At 56.2% G+C, this 16823-nt stretch carries 18 protein-coding genes; 6 read left to right on the top strand and 12 right to left on the bottom strand.

The features are described 5' to 3' along the window. Nucleotides 1-155: 155 nt before the first annotated feature. Nucleotides 156-1118 carry an NAD-dependent epimerase/dehydratase family protein gene (locus ACODSR_RS17905; RefSeq protein ID WP_489077973.1) on the bottom strand — a complete coding sequence of 321 codons (963 nt, stop codon included), beginning with the start codon at nt 1116-1118 and terminating at the stop codon, nt 156-158. A gap of 105 nt (nt 1119-1223) precedes the next feature. Next, nucleotides 1224-2447, bottom strand: a complete 1224-nt coding sequence (locus tag ACODSR_RS17900; protein WP_489077972.1) for a cytochrome P450 — start codon at nt 2445-2447, stop codon at nt 1224-1226. Between the two features lie 245 nt (nt 2448-2692). Between ACODSR_RS17900 and ACODSR_RS17895 the strand changes: the two genes are divergently transcribed. The 3 genes from ACODSR_RS17895 to ACODSR_RS17885 all read left to right on the top strand — a co-directional run bounded on the left by ACODSR_RS17895 (nt 2693) and on the right by ACODSR_RS17885 (nt 6373). Further along, nucleotides 2693-3301 carry a TetR/AcrR family transcriptional regulator gene (locus ACODSR_RS17895; protein ID WP_489077971.1) on the top strand — a complete coding sequence of 203 codons (609 nt, stop codon included), beginning with the start codon at nt 2693-2695 and terminating at the stop codon, nt 3299-3301. 221 nt (nt 3302-3522) lie between these two features. Beyond that, nucleotides 3523-3885 (top strand): MarR family winged helix-turn-helix transcriptional regulator, encoded by a 363-nt coding sequence (locus ACODSR_RS17890; RefSeq protein WP_489077970.1) that lies wholly within the window; start codon nt 3523-3525, stop codon nt 3883-3885. 226 nt (nt 3886-4111) lie between these two features. Beyond that, a complete protein-coding gene (locus ACODSR_RS17885; RefSeq protein WP_489077969.1) occupies nt 4112-6373 on the top strand; it encodes a TonB-dependent receptor in 2262 nt (753 codons plus the stop codon). Nucleotides 6374-6457: 84 nt separating this feature from the next. Here ACODSR_RS17885 and ACODSR_RS17880 read toward each other — a convergent pair whose 3' ends face one another. Then, complete coding sequence (locus tag ACODSR_RS17880; protein ID WP_489077968.1) at nt 6458-7336, bottom strand: SDR family oxidoreductase; 879 nt, start codon at nt 7334-7336, stop codon at nt 6458-6460. Between the two features lie 135 nt (nt 7337-7471). Between ACODSR_RS17880 and ACODSR_RS17875 the strand changes: the two genes are divergently transcribed. Next, on the top strand, nt 7472-8101 hold the full coding sequence (locus tag ACODSR_RS17875; RefSeq protein WP_489077967.1) for a TetR/AcrR family transcriptional regulator: 630 nt from the start codon (nt 7472-7474) through the stop codon (nt 8099-8101). A 2-nt stretch (nt 8102-8103) separates the two neighbouring features. On the opposite strand, the gene ACODSR_RS17870 is transcribed toward ACODSR_RS17875, so the two are convergent. Continuing rightward, nucleotides 8104-8754 (bottom strand): glutathione S-transferase, encoded by a 651-nt coding sequence (locus tag ACODSR_RS17870; protein WP_489077966.1) that lies wholly within the window; start codon nt 8752-8754, stop codon nt 8104-8106. Nucleotides 8755-8863: 109 nt separating this feature from the next. Here ACODSR_RS17870 and ACODSR_RS17865 point away from each other — a divergent pair, with 109 nt between their 5' ends. Next, on the top strand, nt 8864-9427 hold the full coding sequence (locus ACODSR_RS17865; RefSeq protein WP_489077965.1) for a TetR/AcrR family transcriptional regulator: 564 nt from the start codon (nt 8864-8866) through the stop codon (nt 9425-9427). Nucleotides 9428-9790: 363 nt separating this feature from the next. Here the strand turns inward: ACODSR_RS17865 and ACODSR_RS17860 are convergent, their stop codons facing one another. From ACODSR_RS17860 to ACODSR_RS17830, 7 genes are read right to left on the bottom strand one after another with little or no spacing between them, the layout of a single operon-like run. Further along, nucleotides 9791-11206: an FAD-dependent oxidoreductase gene (locus tag ACODSR_RS17860; RefSeq protein ID WP_489077964.1), complete on the bottom strand. Its 1416-nt coding sequence runs from the start codon at nt 11204-11206 to the stop codon at nt 9791-9793. 31 nt (nt 11207-11237) lie between these two features. Continuing rightward, nucleotides 11238-11738, bottom strand: coding sequence for an SRPBCC family protein (locus ACODSR_RS17855; RefSeq protein WP_489077963.1), 501 nt, complete (start codon nt 11736-11738; stop codon nt 11238-11240). A 34-nt stretch (nt 11739-11772) separates the two neighbouring features. Further along, on the bottom strand, nt 11773-12657 hold the full coding sequence (locus tag ACODSR_RS17850) for a TIGR03619 family F420-dependent LLM class oxidoreductase (protein ID WP_489077962.1): 885 nt from the start codon (nt 12655-12657) through the stop codon (nt 11773-11775). A gap of 39 nt (nt 12658-12696) precedes the next feature. After that, the gene (locus ACODSR_RS17845) at nt 12697-13272 is read right to left on the bottom strand and encodes a nuclear transport factor 2 family protein (protein ID WP_489077961.1); all 576 of its coding nucleotides are present in this window, start codon (nt 13270-13272) and stop codon (nt 12697-12699) included. Nucleotides 13273-13281: 9 nt separating this feature from the next. Next, nucleotides 13282-14562, bottom strand: a complete 1281-nt coding sequence (locus ACODSR_RS17840; RefSeq protein WP_489077960.1) for a sulfotransferase family protein — start codon at nt 14560-14562, stop codon at nt 13282-13284. Beyond that, entirely contained in the window at nt 14534-15469 is a 936-nt protein-coding gene (locus tag ACODSR_RS17835; protein ID WP_489077959.1) for a TIGR03619 family F420-dependent LLM class oxidoreductase, read from the bottom strand. The genes ACODSR_RS17840 and ACODSR_RS17835 overlap by 29 nt, the downstream gene beginning before the upstream one ends. Before the next feature lie 53 nt (nt 15470-15522). After that, entirely contained in the window at nt 15523-16008 is a 486-nt protein-coding gene (locus ACODSR_RS17830; RefSeq protein ID WP_489008830.1) for a nuclear transport factor 2 family protein, read from the bottom strand. Between the two features lie 213 nt (nt 16009-16221). On the opposite strand from ACODSR_RS17830, the gene ACODSR_RS17825 reads away from it, so the two are divergent. Then, on the top strand, nt 16222-16596 hold the full coding sequence (locus ACODSR_RS17825; protein WP_224551326.1) for a winged helix-turn-helix transcriptional regulator: 375 nt from the start codon (nt 16222-16224) through the stop codon (nt 16594-16596). A gap of 47 nt (nt 16597-16643) precedes the next feature. Here ACODSR_RS17825 and ACODSR_RS17820 read toward each other — a convergent pair. Then, on the bottom strand, nt 16644-16823 hold a 180-nt coding region (locus ACODSR_RS17820; RefSeq protein ID WP_489077958.1), incomplete at its 5' end, for a hypothetical protein.

Raw genomic sequence — 16823 nt, 5'->3', positions numbered from 1 at the left:
AAAAATTGGATATTTTTATAGCATGTCATTTTCTATCTACGCATCGTAGAAGGCTGAACGAAATTAGGTAGATCGTCAAATTGTCGACGGATTTTATATTCGCAGTGATTGTTCCAAGGGCTTTCGCCATAGATTTTACTTGGATATGTTTGATTTTATCTTGAAGCCTCATCAACACCCTGATCTGGATGGCATCGATAATAGTCCACCATTTCAGCAATCGCGGCTCGTACGGTATAATCCGGGTGGAAACCGATTTCACGAATCGCTCGCGCGCCGTCGACATTAGGCGGAAAGGCGGATCCGGGAGGTGCCTTCATATCGCGGCTGATATCACAATCGGGCGCAAGGTCTCGAATGATCGCGATAATTTCGTCTTCAGTGAAAGACCGTTCTGTTGGTGTGTTGAACAGCCAGTGTTCTGACGGCGGCGCGAGCGTCGCATCCACGCAGAATTTAGCCTGATCCTTGTTGTAGATCATTTGGATGCCCGTTTTGGCCCATGAAGGGAAAACGGAGGGGCGCCCGACAGCAGCATTGTAAATGATCCGGTTGTAATTGGCACCCCAACTGCCGGTCAACTTGCCAAGACCGAAGGCAAAGGCGACACGAACGCAGGTGGCATCAAGACCTCTCTCGCGATAAATGGCGGTCATGAGTTCGCTGTAATATTTGCTGGTACCATATGTCGTGGTCGGGGCGAACCGGTAATTTTCATCGACAGGCCTGCCATCATAGTCAGGCAGTGTCCCGACAGCTGCGATTGAACTGCTCCAGCATACGCGCTTCACCCCTTGCGCGAGTGCCACCTCAAAGATGTTTGCCGTACCCCGGCAATTCACGTCGAGCGCTTTAATAGGAAAATTGACCGACTCAGGTCCAAGATAACCGGCGAGATGGAGGATATGGGTTATTCCCCTGTCTTTGACGATATCCGTCAACAGATCGACATCCAAGATGTCACCGGCCACGACATCCGCGTCTGGCACGATCGCGGTCAACATCGGCGCTTCATCATTTCGATCGAGAACGGTGACGTCGTGCCCGCGCCGCGTAAATTCGGCAACCGCATACATGCCGATATTTCCGGTGCCGCCGGTAACCAAGATTTGTCCCATTCCGTCCACCTATGCTGGCTGTTCCCAGACGTTCTCCATCAGATTGCGCCAAGGTAAACCGTCGGACAGGGTTGGGCACCGAGCTACAACCGCTGCCCCTGCTCACTACCGCGGGTCGAATGACATCCAGAGTTTTTGTAATCCATAAGGCGTGTATCCTTCAAGCGGGACACAACTGTCACCGCCCCGGCTGAACCGGAAATTTTTCATCCGTTGCGTCAGGGCCTGAAACGCCAGGCGCAACTCGCCCCGCGCAAGCTGATTACCGATGCACAGATGGATGCCCGCACCGAACGCCAGATGGCTATTAGCATTTTTCCGTTGGAGGTCGACATCCGCCGGACAGCCGAACTGTGCAGGGTCGCGGTTCGCCGCGCCGAAACGCAATTCGACGATCGAGCCGGTAGGGATAGTGACGTTGCCAAATTGGACATCGGCCAAGGCCGTACGCCACAGACATTGCAGCGGCGTAGCGGTGCGCAGTGCTTCTTCGACCAGGGTCGCGATCTTCGCCGGGTCAGCGTGGATCGCGTCGGCAAGCTCTGGGCGCTCAATCAAAATGCGCATGCCCGAAGCAAGTGTCGTGGTCGTCGTCTCGTTACCAGCGACAAGAATCTGAAATACGATGCTGTGGAGTTCCTGATCGTTCAGTCGACGGCCGTCTGTGTCCATATTGACCAGCCGACTGATCAACATATCGTCCGGTTCGGCACGTACCCGTTCGATCTGGACCGCCATATATTGTTGCAGTTCGATCAGCACCTTCGCCAGTTCCAACTGGCGCTCGGGCGTAAGCGGACCTGTCGTTTCGACCGCCGCGTTTGACCAGTGCTTGAACATCACCCGGTCTTCGCGCCGGACTCCCAATTGATCGGCGATGACAAACATCGGCAAGGGAATGGCAAAATCTTCGAGAAAATCGATCTCGTCGCGATCCAAAATGCCATCGATCAGGTCGGCGATCATTGCGTTGATCGCAGGCTCCAGCCCTTTCACCTTTGCAGAGGTGAATACCTTGTCGACCAGAGTGCGGTAAGTGCGGTGCTCTGGCTGATCGTTGGACACGAGCGTATCCATCGGCAACCAGCCGTCCTTCTCAAACATGGCATTCGCCTCCTGCGACCAGCGATCGCCAAGAAAGGGCGTCTTGTTACTGAGTATCGAAGGGCTCAACAACGCTTTGCGGACATCCTCATACCGAGTCAGGACATAATGCCCCGTCTTCGGATCATGGAACACCGGCTGCTCCTCTCGCAGCGTGTCGTAAAATGGAAATGGACACTTTTGAATTTCGGGGTCCGCGAAACTCTGTAGCGATGTCAGCGTCATAGCCTAAAACTCTCCTAACCATCGACATTTTCCGGGCTTCATTGAGCCATGCCAGCGGAACCATGAAGCCAATTGCATCCAACTCGCCGTACGAGTCAATAAATAGTTTGAGCGATCACTCTCTTTTTTTGCTATCAAGGCGCGATGTGATAGGCCCGCATGAGCTTTAGCCTTCGGTTCGCTGGGCAATGCATTATCATGAACCTTAGGCTTCAGTTCGCTGGGCGATGCATTATGAGGTGGCAATGGCAGGATCAACGGCAGTAATATTGCGGCGAGAAGAACGGCTTAAGCGTCGGCAGACGCAGATTCTGGATGCAGCGCGCGCATGCGTTCGAGCGGACGGGTTTCATGCGGCAAGCATGAGCCGAATATGTGCCGAAGCATCGATGAGTGTCGGCCACGTCTATAAATATTTCGCGACCAAGGAAGCGATCATGATCGCGCTGGTCGAGCGAGATTTTGAGGACTTCATGGCGCACGTGACGAGACTGCGCAGCGCCGGAAAGCCAGACATCGAACTGGTAATCAATGAGTTTTTGAACGATATCCTGTGGTTTCTTGATTATGATCGCGCTGCCCTCGCTTTGGAAACATTAGCGGAGTCGGCGCGCAATCCCAAATTTGCAGCCCTCGTGGCTCGCGTTGATCGCCTGTTTCGCGATGAGTTCAGAAAGATCGTTGGCCCTCTGCTGGAAGGTTTCACGGCGGTTGAAATAGACATCCGTATCGACATGCTCTTGGTCATTACGCGCGCTTTCGCCATCCATATAGGCACGCATCCGTCCAGCGATCCGCATTTCATGGCTGGTTGCGAACTCGTACTGCGCGGTATCCTCGCGCCAAAGCAATAGGCGTTAATCCACCGTGCCAGAGCCACGCTTGGCGTGATGTATCCGGATAAAGCGTGAGCGCGAAGCTCCAGCAGATTCGCCAGTCGCTCCCGCCTCCCCTTGCCTAGTATTTAGTATTTGTGTACCATGCACACTCTATAAACGCGCACGGCAGGTTATCGTTGGTCGAACATAGCGCCAATATCGAACTATGTTTCGCGCTCTGCCGGGCGGCGAACAGCATGGCGCTCATGCGCAAGCCCTGTCTAGAACCGCGATGCCTTACATTCCCCCGATGTCTCGTGATGCCGGAGCTTTTAAGGGGTGCGCCTCTTTCCGTGGGATCGATCGGCGCTCGCCTCGGCATGGATACCGGCACGATTAGGCCGCTGCTGAAGCGCCTGGCGGCTGCGGGGTTGGTGACGCGGACCCGTAATCGGGCAGACGAACGTCGCGTGCTCGTGGATGTGGCGCCGCCAGGCCGCGCCTTGGAAGTTAAAGCGCGTAGTGTGACTGGCAAAATAAGGGCTGCACGTCAGCTTGGTGCGCAGGAACTAGAGAATCTCCGTAATACGTTGGAAAGCGTTACATTTCCGGCGACCTGAGCAAGCACAATATTATTTGTTAAACAGCGGCGAAGTTCGCACAGGAAAGGATTTCTGGAATGGCGGGGAACTTGGAGGGCGCTCCATGTTGATCAGCGCCGCCTGATACTGACATCGGCGATGGCACTTCACAGGAGCTTCCAAGGTACAGCCCCATTGCCAATTTTACAGGGCATGTAAGGATCTGACAAGCACGTCGGACAGATAACATAAGGAGGGGATTAAAATGATGACCATATCCAAATCTACGTTTTTCTGCGGCACCTCTATGGCTCTTGTCGGTTTGGCGATTGCCGCGCCGGCCCAGGGCCAACAGACGCCCGCCGATCCGATGCAAGCGCAGCCGACCAATAGTGCTGCGCCTGCCGGGCAGGTAGGCGAAATCGTCGTGACCGCACAGCGTCGGTCCCAGCGGTTGCAGGATGTTCCGATCGCGATCACGGCCATTTCGCCCCAAAGCGCAACGCAGCTCGGCCTGCGCAACCTTCGCGACATCCAGTTGGCGATGCCAGGCACTGACCTTGCAGCCGCGACCGGCTTCACGATGCTTTTCATCCGCGGCATTGGCGTTCCCTTCACCACGCCTGGCCTTGAACCGCCGGTCGCGATCTATCTCGACGGCGCATATCTGCCGCGTGCCGGCGGCCTCAATTCGCTTCTGGACATGGTAGATCCCGGCCAGATCGAAGTTCTGCGTGGGCCGCAGGGGACATTATACGGGCGCAATGCGACGGGCGGCGTACTTCTGCTCAACAGCGCGAACCCGACTGACAAATTCGAGGGCCGTGTGATGGCGGAATATGGCCGCTTCGATCACAGGCAGATTGACGGAATGCTGAATGTGCCGGTTTCCGACACCTTCAGCATTCGTGTCGCCGGTCGACTGAGGAAAGAGGACGGCTATATTACCAATTATGATGGTACGAAGCTGGGCCAGCAGAATAATTACACCTTGCGCGCGCGCGCAAGGTGGACGCCGACCGATAACCTTGAAATATATGGCGGAGTCGAGTGGCAAAGGAGCCGCGCGTTCGAGTTCATCGATCAACTCGGTAATGGCGCGCCGATATGCTATGTCTGCCAGACGACCGGTCAAACCAAATCCAGCTTCTATGAGGCCGGGGAAAACGCGCCTACGCCCTATTATAATCGACTGTTTAAAGCTGATCTTCGTGCGAAACTCAGCCTGGGCAGCGTCGACCTCTCAAGCTTGACGACCTACTTCAATAATATCAGCGTCCAGCGAGCCGACAATGACTTCACGCAAGCGCCGGTCTTTTTCTTCAATGTGCTGAGAAATGGCGGAAAGGCCTTTGCGCAGGAATTTCAGCTGACATCCAATTTCGATGGGCCGTTTTCGTTCATCTCCGGTGTCAATTATCTTCACGACAAGCCTCATCTGGACATCCAGCTGGACGGTTCGGCCTATGATTTTTCCGTTGCTGCAACGGGCTCTTACCCGGCGAGCTTCAACAGCCTGACGACAGATTCCATCTCCGCTTTCCTCGAAGGAACGTATGAGATTACGGATCAGATCAAGGTGATTGCTGGTGGGCGCTACACCCATGACAAGCGGCGGATATCCGTAACCAATGGACCGGGCTTCCAGTTGTTCGGCGCGCCGGCGGCCTACACCAGGTCAGCCTCGTTCGAGGCCTTCACGCCGCGCTTCGTCCTTGCCTGGGACAACGGCCCCGTGAACATATATTACAGCTATACGCGCGCCTTCAAGGCAGGCGGATTTTCCTCCGCCGCGCCGTTTCCCGGAACGCCCGTCGACCCGGAAAAAATGTTCAATCACGAAGTCGGCGTAAAAACATCGTCATTCGGTGGCAGGCTGCGGACCGCGCTGTCGGCCTTCTATTATAAGAATAAGGGGCTACAGACGCAGATCCTTGATGCCACCGGATCCGGGACCGTCACACAGAATGCAGGTGCGACCGAAGGCTATGGCGTAGAGTTCGAAATCAACGGCGATCCAGTACGCGGTGTACAGCTCGGCGCGTCGCTCGGCTATCTGCATGCCGACTATCTCCGCTACCCGAATGCCTCGCAGGTGTGTTTCGATCCGACCGGCACCTCCAATCCTACGGCACCAGGCGCAACATTATATCCTTGCTCGATGGACCTGTCGGGAACACGAGTGCCGCACGCACCGAGGGTAACTGCGTCGCTGAACGCCCGCTACAGCTTCGACATTGGCGGCTGGGAAGCCAGTCTTTCCGGCATTGCCCAATATCGCTCACGCTTCCTGTTCTGGCCAGGCGCTGGCGGACAACTGGGTCATGATCAGCAGAAGGGATACACCGTCGCCAACATCTCTGGCTATGTAAGCCCCCCCGGCACGGGCATCCGGCTTGGGCTATATGCCGACAATGTATTCGGCACGAAATATACGCTCATCAGGACGACAAGCCAGCCCTATGGAACATATTTCAGCGCAGCTAAGCCTGTCACATATGGAATGCGCGTAGAATATAATTTCTAAAGAGCGGGTGTCCGACTGTCAGCAAAGTGGCTGACAGAGTTGGGAAAAGATCGGCGGGCCCTGCCCGCCGATCTTGTCCGACTCTCAGATCAGATGTTCCATACCCATGGCGGTGAGGACCCCGTTCTGGATGGGCGCAACGGCTTCATTTATCGCGGCAACGCCGAAATCCAGACCGTCTGGCATGACGACCGTGCGCAGGGGGCGCCGCTCAGTCGCTTCGACCAAATGTGCGATCGCATCGGCAACGAGTTGCGGGCGTGGCGGATTGGCGGGATCGTGCGACTGGTCGGAACCGGCCTTGATCTGGCCAGGGATCGCCGCGACGTCACCATAGGATGCGAGCACGCCCGTGTCCGACGGCTCAGGGCTGGACGAAATGAGATTGCTGGGGAACGGGCCCGGCTCCACGATGACTGAATCGATCCCGAAGGGGGACAATTCGTAGCGATAGGTTTCGGCCAGGGCTTCGAGCGCAAACTTGCTCGCGGAATAGATGCCGAAGAAGGGGATGGTAAACCGCCCCATCAACGACGTGACCTGAATCAGAAGTCCGCTGCCAGCGGCGCGCATATGCGGCAACACGGCACGATCGGTACGGATGGCACCAAAGAAATTGACCGCGAACAGCCTTTCGACGTCGGCCATCGTATAGGCTTCGGTCACCCCGATCGGCATCAGCCCGGCATTGTTGACCAGCGCATCGATCTTGCCATGCTGCGCGATGATGCTGTCGATCGCCGACTGGACCGATGCGTCCTCGGTGACATCCATCTCCAGCACCTGCAGCGGATTGCCTTCCGCCTTTGCGGCCTCGATCAGTTCGTCGCGGATCTGGCTGTTGCGCCCGTCGACGTCGCGCATGGTCGCGATGACGGTATGTCCACGCCGGGCCAGTTCCAGCACGGTGAGTTTCCCGAACCCGCTGCTTGCGCCGGTCACGACAATTATTTTCTTGCTCATTCCAGATCCCATCGACTCGTTTGTAGGTGACGTAGACATAGACAGACCTGTCTATCTATGCAAATATAAAATCGACAAGGCGCTCTGGTCATGCTTCGACATCGTTCAGGGCCAGGTGGAAAATGGAGCCGCGGCATGCAGGAAACGATCAATCTCGACGATCAGGCTTTCGCCGCACTCCCTCCGCGAGAGCGCATCCTGAGAACCGCGTCGGATTTATTCTACCGGTTCAGCGTCCATACCGTCGGCATTGATCGGATCATCGCCGAAAGCGGCGTTGCCAAGATGACCTTCTACAAGCACTTCCCCTCCAAGTCCCGATTGGTGGCGGATTATCTCCGGCACAAAAACATTGTCTGGCTAGAAATGCTCGCGAACGCGACCGACCGGCCCGAACTGAAACCGGTCGAGCGCGTCCTGGCGATCTTTGACGCACTTGGCGGATCGTTCCAGACGGCACCCTTTCGTGGATGCCCATTCGTAAGGGGCCTGGCGGAATTTGGCCCGGACGCCGACTCTCCAGAGGTGCAGGCGACGATCGCCGCCTATTTCCAAAGCCTACACGACCTGGTCGCTGACCTCATCGCGCCAATGGCATTGAGTGAGCCGGATAAGACGGTGTTGCAGATATTGTCGCTCATTCAGGGGGCGATCGTCATGGCGCAAACGACGTCCGACTCACAAATAGCGCAAGCCAACCGCGAGGCCGCCGCCGTGTTGCTCCGGGCCGGCGCGATTACGCAACTCCCGGAGAATATATGCTAAGGCTACGCTGTCATTGTGTCAGACATGGTAATCCGGTTTTTCACGCTCGGGCGCTCCTGCATCTTGTCATACCACGTCACTAGCGCGTCGCATTCCGCGGGCACGGCCACGTCAAGCAAACCTGCAAAGATCAGGCCCGCGATAACGGCTATGTCCGCCATGGAAAATGCATTTCCGGCAACGAATGGCTGATTGCGCAATATGGTGTTGAAGTAGCGCATACCACGAAGAGCCTTGTCCCGCTGATACAGGCCCCACTCCTCGTTCTGATATCGTTCGACATCCGGCCCCAGGCCAGGAGTGGCATGGTGGAAGTAGATGCTGATGGCATCGAGCATTTCCAGTTCGGCGCGCTTCGTCATCATGTGGATCAGGCCCTGCTCCAGGGGCGTCGTTCCGGTCAGCGTGGGATGGCCGTCCAGAGTATCCAGATACTGGGTGATGGCCGTGCATTCGCCGATGAACGTGCCGTCGTCGAGTTCGAGGACCGGCAAGGTGCCGGAATAATTTTTTGCCAGGAATTCTGGCGTCTTATGCTCGCCTTTGAGAAGATCGACCGGCACGAACCGGACCCGCGACTGCATGTTCTTCTCGGCCAGAGCGATGCGCACCCGCGCGGGATAAGGCCCCATAGCCATATCGTGAATCTTCATGACAATTCGTCTACCTGCCAGTTGATAGTTTCAGTATGGCTATCATGATCGCCACGTCAACGACTATCTGTTGATTGACAGGCAAGGGGGGAGCTCCGAGGATATTGCGATGAGTATGAACACCAGGGAGGCGATCCTGAATGCCGCCACGCGATCGGCGCAGGCACATGGCTATGGCGGACTGAATTTTCGCGATCTTGCAAAGGAGGTTGGGATCAAGGCGGCAAGCATCCACTATTATTTTCCCAGCAAGGCCGATCTCGGCGCAGCGGTGGCAAGGCGCTATAGGGAGAATGCGGCAACTGCCCTTGAAGCGCTGTCCGACGAAACGCCGGACCCGATAGCTTGTCTTCGCTGCTATCCCGACACTTTCCGAACGGCGCTTGAGAACGACAACCGCATGTGTCTCGGCAGTTTCATGGCAGCCGAATATGATGATTTGCCCGACGCTGTGGCAAAGGAGGTGCAAGCCTTTGCCGACGTCAATATCGCGTGGATCGGGCGCCAACTTTCTGCGGCTTCCCTTATTGCCGCCGAGGAGTGTGAGCGGAGGGCGCAGGCTATCTTTGCCGCCATTTGTGGTGCGCAACTCTTGGCGAGAAGCCGTTCAGATATCTCGATTTACGATTCGGCAATCGGAAGCTATCGCGAGGCGGGCCTCTTGCCTGGCTAGATGGCGGCGCGTGTCTTCGTCTGCAACAGCGACACGCTGATTGATACCCTGACCGCCTAAGGTAGCAACGAGAAAATTTTCGCCGGCGTCGAGGAATTCGCTTGTACCGAAGCCGACCGTGTCATGCATAATGTTGTGCGTGAGGAAGAAACCCAGCGCTTCGATCGAGATGCTCCCGTCATCATCTGCGGCTGGCAAGGCATCGATGACCTTGCTGCAATCCTTCCAGGGACGTAGCATATCGCCAGGCTTTGGATATCTTGGCGGCGTGCGGCGGCGGCCATGCGGCCGCCGCCTTTCCCGATTAGGTAACGGCGCTTAAGGCATAGAAGGCGCGCGACCTATTGGGTACCTGGCACCGACCTAAGCTGGTTCCATGACGCGCTCTCTTGTTGCACTCTCTCCGGCCACGCGCCCAAAGGTAAGGGCATTGGCGACCCCGATGCCACCGCCGATATACCGGCGTCCTAAAGTACATCCCAGAACCTCGCCACCCGCGTAGAGTCCCGGAATCACGTCACCACTACCGTCCAGGACATGGCCATCATTGTCGATTTCCAGACCCGCGTGGCACGAAACTATCGAAGAAGCGCGTATCTCCACAGCGTAGAAGGGGCCGGTGCGAATGGGATAGAATTTTGCCGATTTCTTGAAGAAATCGCTATCCTCCCCCTGATCCACGAGTTGATTGTAGCGCTCGACCGAAATTTCCAAATTTACCGGATCAATGTCCGATCTTTTCGCGAGCTCCGCGATCGTGTCGGCCACCTTGACCCTTCCCTTGGCAACCTGATCACGAATGACGCTGACGCGCCAGCTGTCCGATCCGGGATCGTTGATATAAAGTTTGAATACGCTGTCGTCGGCACAGGCTTCGACAAGGGCCAACTCGTCGAAGATCCCAAAACAACGCATCTCTGGCTGTTCGTTGACCAGATAACCGCATACCGCATAGGAGGCATTTTCCGATATGAACCGTTTCCCGTCACGGTTCACAACCATCGCCCATTCCGGTAAGGTATAGGACAAATCCGGCAGGAAGTTCGGCGAAGGCACCAGCAGACCATTGTCAATTCCGGTGATGTTCGCGCCAACGCGCTCGGCGAGCAGGATGCCGTCACCCATATTGTAGGGCGAGTCGGCGTAAAAAGACGTGAGACGCGTGCCGTGAGACGCCGCCGTCGGCCAGAGCCGCTTGATCATTGCGGGGCTGTTGGCGAAGCCTCCAGTCGTAATGATGGTTGCATGGGCGCGCAGATCGACCTCGCCGGAACGAATGCCAACGACACGGCCATCTTCGATCAGCAGGTCCGAAACGCGCGAACCCAGCGCAACTTCAACGCCCAGCGCACCGACGGCATTGATCAGCGACTGTACAATGCCATAACCGCTGCCAAGGGCCTGATGCCCGCGCGCGCATCCGCCTACGCCTGATTCCATGACCAGTTCCGGCGGAAATTCATTGCCCAGTTCAATGAGCCAGTCGATAATGTAAGCGCCGGCTTCCGACAGGCGCTTCGCCAGGGCCGGTTTTATCGACCACTGGTTGAGCGTCATCATATATTGATACATGTCTTCGGCGGAATCTAAGATCCCGGCATCCGCCTGGACGCTGGTTCCTGCTGCATAGACGACGCCGCTCGACAAGGCGGTCGCCCCGCCCAGTTTCGACGAAGCCTCAACGAGCATGACCGAAGCGCCCAATTTGGCGGCGTGATAGGCAGCCGACAGTCCGGCACCACCCCCGCCAATCACGATAATATCATAATCTACCTGCATCGCACTCTTCCCAAAAAAAAGTTCGCAACTCTCAGGCGGCCGATTTTTGCTTCGCAAAGTGCTGATTAAAGCCCTTGAAGATCATCTCGTAGACAGCTTCCACGACCATGCGGACATAATCGACATTACCCGGCTCAACGACGTCGAACACCGACGAAATATGCATTTTCGTCCTGCCATCGGGAAGCGCATCGAATGCCCACGTCGCGATGTAGTTGCGAACACCCTCAATGAACCCGTCGGTGCCATTGTAGAACAGGCGGCGGGCGACGGCATCCTCGTGGATCAATGTTTCGCGGTTGACGATCGGCAGGCCGCCCTCCTCGGTGTTCGACCGTTCGATCACCTTGGTGCGCGGGACGCTGCCCTTCTCGCCTTCGAGATAGCATTTGTTGACCTTCATGCCAGCTTCCTCAACCTCGTTGCCCCACCAGTCCATCACGCCCCAGTCGGTCGCCAGCGCCCAAAGCGCATCCACATCAGCATCGATAATTCCTTCGCGTGATCCCGTGCCGCGTTGAACAATGGTCATGATCAGTCTCCTTGAGTTTCGGTCTCTATCGTGTTCAGGCGAACGTCTGCGCGACCTTGTGCAGTGTTTCCAATGTCTGCCATTGTGTGTCGGCAGCTACCGATGGCAGCTGAAGCAGGACGCGATTGAAACCCATCGCGTGCAGTTCCTCAACCCGCCGCTTGAGGCGATCCGGATCACCGTCGAACATGCCCAGATGGTGAGTGATGACCGTGTGATCGAGTTCTTCGAACGTGCGGCCGTTGCTCGTCATATATTCGCGAAGGGCGGCCACGGCAGCGGGCATGGCATCATTCTGGTCGACCGGAATCCACCCGTTGCCATATTCGGCAATGCGGGGGAAGGCGAATTTGGTGTAAGCGCCGATCAGGACAGGCAATTTGCCGCCCTTAACGGGTTTTGGTCCACACCACATTGGCGGAAAATTGACCATGTCACCGTGGAATTCGGCGATTTCGTTGCCCCATATCTCCCGCATCGCCAGAACACTTTCGCGCACCCACTTCCAACGGTCTTCGAATGCTATGCCATAATCGGCCATCTCTTCGGCGCTCCATCCGGCGCCCGCACCCAAAATAAAGCGCCCGCCTGAAAAATAATCGAGCGTTGCGATCCTGGTCGCCAGACTGATCGGATGGTGTTCAGTGATGATCGAGATGGAGGTGCCCAGTTTCAGCGTCTTCGTCACAGCCGCCACGGCCATGTGCGATAGCAGCGGATCGTACATTTCCTTGAAGCTCTCCGGGATTTCCTTGTAGCTACGACGCTCGGACTTCAGACCGGCCGGTATATGGGAATGTTCACCGAACCACAGCGATTCAAAGCCGTTTGCTTCAGCCCACTGGCCCAGAACCGGTGGCGAGATGGTATCCTTGGTGCATGCGGTGGCTAGACCAATATCGGGACCATTACTGCTCATGTGTGTCTCCATTGAATCTTAAAATGTTTTGGCCGTGGGTCAGGACAGGCCCACTTCGCGGCGTAATCGAAAAACAAGGTCATCCTGATCCCGGCGCGGCCTGACGAGGGCAAGGGAATCCATGCCTGTTCCCTCGGGCACCTCCAACGCCAGGTGCTGGTCGGGCACCGCTGTTCGCGACGCGATCTTCCAGACACCGTACCGCCGCTCGAATATATCGACATAGCGCCCGAACGACAGAATATCGACCGGCCGATCGCCCGCGATAGCGAGGCCGGCGGCCTTGGCGAATGCCGCGGTGCCCACCGCCGAATAGCGAAGACATACCGTTACCCGTGATTCCACCAGCGCGCGGTCCGGCCCGGCGAATTCGATCAGGATATTGCTGACATTGTGCGAAGCATTCAGGATATCGCGATGCCGCTCGCGCATCCATTCGACCAGCCCGGCCACATCACCTTCATAAAAGACATGATTGTCCACAGCCCCGTCGTGGAACAGCGACGGAATGGCCTCAAGGTCGCTGCGATCGGCGGCACGGCAGAATTTATGTACGATGTCTGCTATCGCGAAGCGCGCTTCTATCTCCGCCAGCCGCCGATCGAGGTCACTCATGGCCTTCCCCTATCCCGCCAGCAAGGGAGCAAAACGGTCATAATAGCTGGAAAAACGGTTGCGGATCACTTCGTCCGTGGTTCCGAATTTCTCGGCCGAATAGGAATGACCACCATGTTTGTTGCGTGGATTGCGTTCGGACCAGTCAAGCATCCCCTGCTTGCTTTTCTCCGTTAGTGGCAAATCAAAGGCTTCGTAGATGCGGCTTACAACCGCCTCATCGTTCGAGGTGATGTCGGAAAAAGGGATGTCTAGGATCTGGAGGTCGGGATCATCGTCACGCCAGCTCAAATGGTCGTCGGCGGACTGGCCATAATAGGTCGTCAGTGCCGCGCCCCCGTTTAAATCGGGCTCCACGTCCGCGTACAGCCGGTGCCAATTATGCGCGATCACTGCGATGGATGGCACGCATTTGATCGGATCGCGATGGGTAACGATGAAGCGGGGATTGTCGAAAATCCGGTTCAGCTGCCTTTCCAGCCCGAAATGGATCGGCGTCTTCAAAAGCCAGGGCTTCTTGCGATCGTTCGGATTCTGCCACTGTAGATATTGCAGCTGCATTTTCAGATAATCATAGGCCGGTGCCGGATCGGCCTGCAGCAGCCATGAAAAATAGGATGGCGAGCCAAAGACCATCATTGCACCCGTTCGGAAAGCATATTCAAAAAGCTGCATTTCCTCCTCGGCCTCGTCTGTAAATACCGGATGGCCCGTGATCATGTCCGGCGATACTTCGTAAAGCCATTTTTCATAGGCCCGCGTTTCCGCGATCCGCTGCTCCCGACCGCCATCGGTCGCGCCGGGAATGCGCGCGAACATGTGGCCCTTCCAATATTCGACCAGTTGGAAATCTCCCGATGCCCCAAGCAGCCGCTGCAATTTCGTGCTGCCTGTGCGGGGCATGGACGTGATGATGATCGGTGCGTCGATGACTTCGTCGAGAATTTCGGGATGCTCGGTAAGATCCTTCTGGAACCATAGCCGATTCACGAGCAGGCGCAGGATATTTTCGCGCAGATGCACTACGCGATCAGGGCGCACGTCCACATCGGCATTGATCCCGTTCACGAGCATTTCGAGTCCCTCGCGGAAATCATCGGGTCCAAAGTCGGACAGGCCGGTTCGGTCCTGAGCGATTTGCAGCAGTTCCTGTGCATCGAGCACCTTCATCACCATTCTCTCCCTCGATACCTGCGGCTGATGTCCGTCAGGTACTATTCTGATAGCGATATCTGTTAAACGGACCTGGAGTGAGCCTTCGTCAAAGCTTCGAAATGACCTCGTCGCCAAACCGCTTGATCGTATCGAGTTTCGTCTGGAGCGGAACATCCGGCGTCGGGAACAGGACGATGCAATAATCGGTCACACCGATATCCTCGAACTTCCGGTACGCGCCAAGGTCGGGGCGCTCCTGCTCGGCAGTGCGAACATTATATTGCCGGGCGTGGACCTGAAAGTCCTTGTTATCGGTACCATAGGACCGGCGAAGCTCGTGCAGTTCGGCAATCATGGCCTTCATGGGTTCATAGTCCATGTTCACCACGGTCCAGCCATCGCCCATCTTGGCAGCACGGCGTAAGGCCGGCTTCGAATGGCCGCCAATGACGATGGGCACCGGCTGGGTCGGCGCCGGATTTATCTTGATTGGCCCGAACTTGTTGTGTTTGCCCTCATAGGCGAAGAAATCGCCGGTCATCAGCCCCTTCAAAATGTCGATAGATTCATCCAAAAGCTCACCGCGCTTGCTCCAGTCCAGCCCGTTATAAGAAAAGTCCTCTTCCCAGGGACCGATGCCGGCGCCATAGATGAAGCGATTGTCCGAAACGACCGCGAGAGAGCATATCTGCTTTGCAAGCAGGATCGGCGCACGCGATGCCGACTTCATCACATTGGGAAAGAAGCGCAGCTTGCTGGTCCTCGCCGCCATCCAGGCGAAGGCGACCATCGGCTCGATAAAGGCCGTGTTCTCGATATATTTTCGGATCGCGTCGGTTTCATTATATGGATAGATGGAATCTGTCTTGTCAGGATAGAACACACTGTCCGGTGCGGAGAAGGCATCAAACCCGGCTTCCTCAGCGGCAGCGCCCATCTCCAGCCAGTCCTGATACTGACCCATTGTCTCTGATAGACTAAAACGCACTTTCTGATCCTCCTCAAACTCATTTGCTATGCTGTTGCAGATCGAACGCGGCACCTTGCCCAATTACCCGAAAACAGTGCGCGACACATGATATCAGTCTCGCTCAGTCACCACCCCTGCCCGAATGGCGCGAAGGCAGAGGCTGTGCATCGCAGGCTTTTGATCCGCCAGCCCGATGCGGTGCGAACAAACTCATCCTCATAGAAGGCCGTCGTCCACATCGCGCCCATGTCGCGCCGGTTAAGCGCCACGACCACATGCCATCGTCCTTTCGCGCTATCGCCATCCACTTCGATGTGGGGGTTGCCGAGTAAATGATAGGAATAGGGGTATAGTGTGGCGTCGTTGAACCGCTCAGTGACCGCAGCCGATCCGATCAATGGTGGAGCACCAGTCGGCACGATATGAAAAATTGCGTCCTCGGTAAAAAGCCCGCCAATTTCCTCGCCAGTGTGCGGTGCTTCGGCGCTGCTGTCGGCAAGTTCAGTGTAACGCGCCTTGAGGCGAATTATGTCCTGAATGTCCTCAAGTCGCTGGAGACGTTCAACAATGGTCAAATTGACACCTGTATCTTCGACTTTGTCATCAGCCATTTCGGTCACTCGATCGAATTTTCGAATCGATTCGACCTGCTGCGCGGGGCCTGCGCGCCAGTGCGCTCCTGATGCTACCGATGCCGATCATGCCCATCTCCATTCGGTATCCTCTGCTCAATCATTATTGCTTTACACCGGAGTTTAGTCTTTAGTACCTTGATCAGCAATAGCCCACCTAAAAGTGTGAAGCCCACTAAAAGGTAAGTATGAATGACACGGGACTGGGACTGCACCGACCCGAAACGGCAACTCGTCTGGGCCGCTGCCACACGAGACGCCATGCGGTTGCTGGAGGGAAAGTGGAAGATCGTTATCATTTGCCAGTTGTTCGGCGCCAAAGCACCCGTTCGATTTTCCGAATTGGAGCGGCGGATTGAAGGCGTGAATCAGAAGATGTTGATCCAGCAGCTCAAGCAGCTTGAAAAGGACGGCATCATCGCTCGCACGGTCTACCCCCAAGTGCCGCCTAGGGTTGAATATTCGCTGACCGAAATGGGCAAAGCCCTGGGCCCGTCCATGGCAGAACTTACGGAATGGGCTTTCAAATTGCGCGAAACGATGGGCTCGTTCGAACATAATGCATGAAGGATATTTTCGTCATGCCGCTGTTCATTAAGGTTGCGATAGACCGGTCAATGCCTGGGCAGCCGATCAGGGCGTTGAACGTAAAGAAATTCAACTGACAAATCACGAGTTACGGGCTGAACGCCCGGACAGTCGAAGAGGATCTTGGAATGCCAAGCCAGTATAATCATCTGATGGACGATGACATCCGCCGTTTGGCGCAAGGTCCACTGTCGGAACTGATCGCT

It is taken from the genome of Sphingobium sp. FG125 (genome assembly GCF_057809795.1).
This window is presented reverse-complemented; position numbering and strand designations above follow the sequence as displayed.

What these genes read in the sequence shown, in the direction of transcription:
- ACODSR_RS17895 (WP_489077971.1), top strand. Translation starts at nt 2,693, where the DNA reads ATGGCAGGATCAACGGCAGTAATATTGCGGCGAGAAGAACGGCTTAAG.
- ACODSR_RS17875 (WP_489077967.1), top strand. Translation starts at nt 7,472, where the DNA reads ATGCAGGAAACGATCAATCTCGACGATCAGGCTTTCGCCGCACTCCCT.
- ACODSR_RS17900 (WP_489077972.1), bottom strand. Translation starts at nt 2,447, where the DNA reads ATGACGCTGACATCGCTACAGAGTTTCGCGGACCCCGAAATTCAAAAG.
- ACODSR_RS17860 (WP_489077964.1), bottom strand. Translation starts at nt 11,206, where the DNA reads ATGCAGGTAGATTATGATATTATCGTGATTGGCGGGGGTGGTGCCGGA.
- ACODSR_RS17870 (WP_489077966.1), bottom strand. Translation starts at nt 8,754, where the DNA reads ATGAAGATTCACGATATGGCTATGGGGCCTTATCCCGCGCGGGTGCGC.
- ACODSR_RS17885 (WP_489077969.1), top strand. Translation starts at nt 4,112, where the DNA reads ATGATGACCATATCCAAATCTACGTTTTTCTGCGGCACCTCTATGGCT.
- ACODSR_RS17905 (WP_489077973.1), bottom strand. Translation starts at nt 1,118, where the DNA reads ATGGGACAAATCTTGGTTACCGGCGGCACCGGAAATATCGGCATGTAT.
- ACODSR_RS17855 (WP_489077963.1), bottom strand. Translation starts at nt 11,738, where the DNA reads ATGACCATTGTTCAACGCGGCACGGGATCACGCGAAGGAATTATCGAT.
- ACODSR_RS17845 (WP_489077961.1), bottom strand. Translation starts at nt 13,272, where the DNA reads ATGAGTGACCTCGATCGGCGGCTGGCGGAGATAGAAGCGCGCTTCGCG.
- ACODSR_RS17880 (WP_489077968.1), bottom strand. Translation starts at nt 7,336, where the DNA reads ATGAGCAAGAAAATAATTGTCGTGACCGGCGCAAGCAGCGGGTTCGGG.
- ACODSR_RS17865 (WP_489077965.1), top strand. Translation starts at nt 8,864, where the DNA reads ATGAGTATGAACACCAGGGAGGCGATCCTGAATGCCGCCACGCGATCG.
- ACODSR_RS17890 (WP_489077970.1), top strand. Translation starts at nt 3,523, where the DNA reads ATGGCGCTCATGCGCAAGCCCTGTCTAGAACCGCGATGCCTTACATTC.
- ACODSR_RS17850 (WP_489077962.1), bottom strand. Translation starts at nt 12,657, where the DNA reads ATGAGCAGTAATGGTCCCGATATTGGTCTAGCCACCGCATGCACCAAG.
- ACODSR_RS17825 (WP_224551326.1), top strand. Translation starts at nt 16,222, where the DNA reads ATGACACGGGACTGGGACTGCACCGACCCGAAACGGCAACTCGTCTGG.
- ACODSR_RS17830 (WP_489008830.1), bottom strand. Translation starts at nt 16,008, where the DNA reads ATGGCTGATGACAAAGTCGAAGATACAGGTGTCAATTTGACCATTGTT.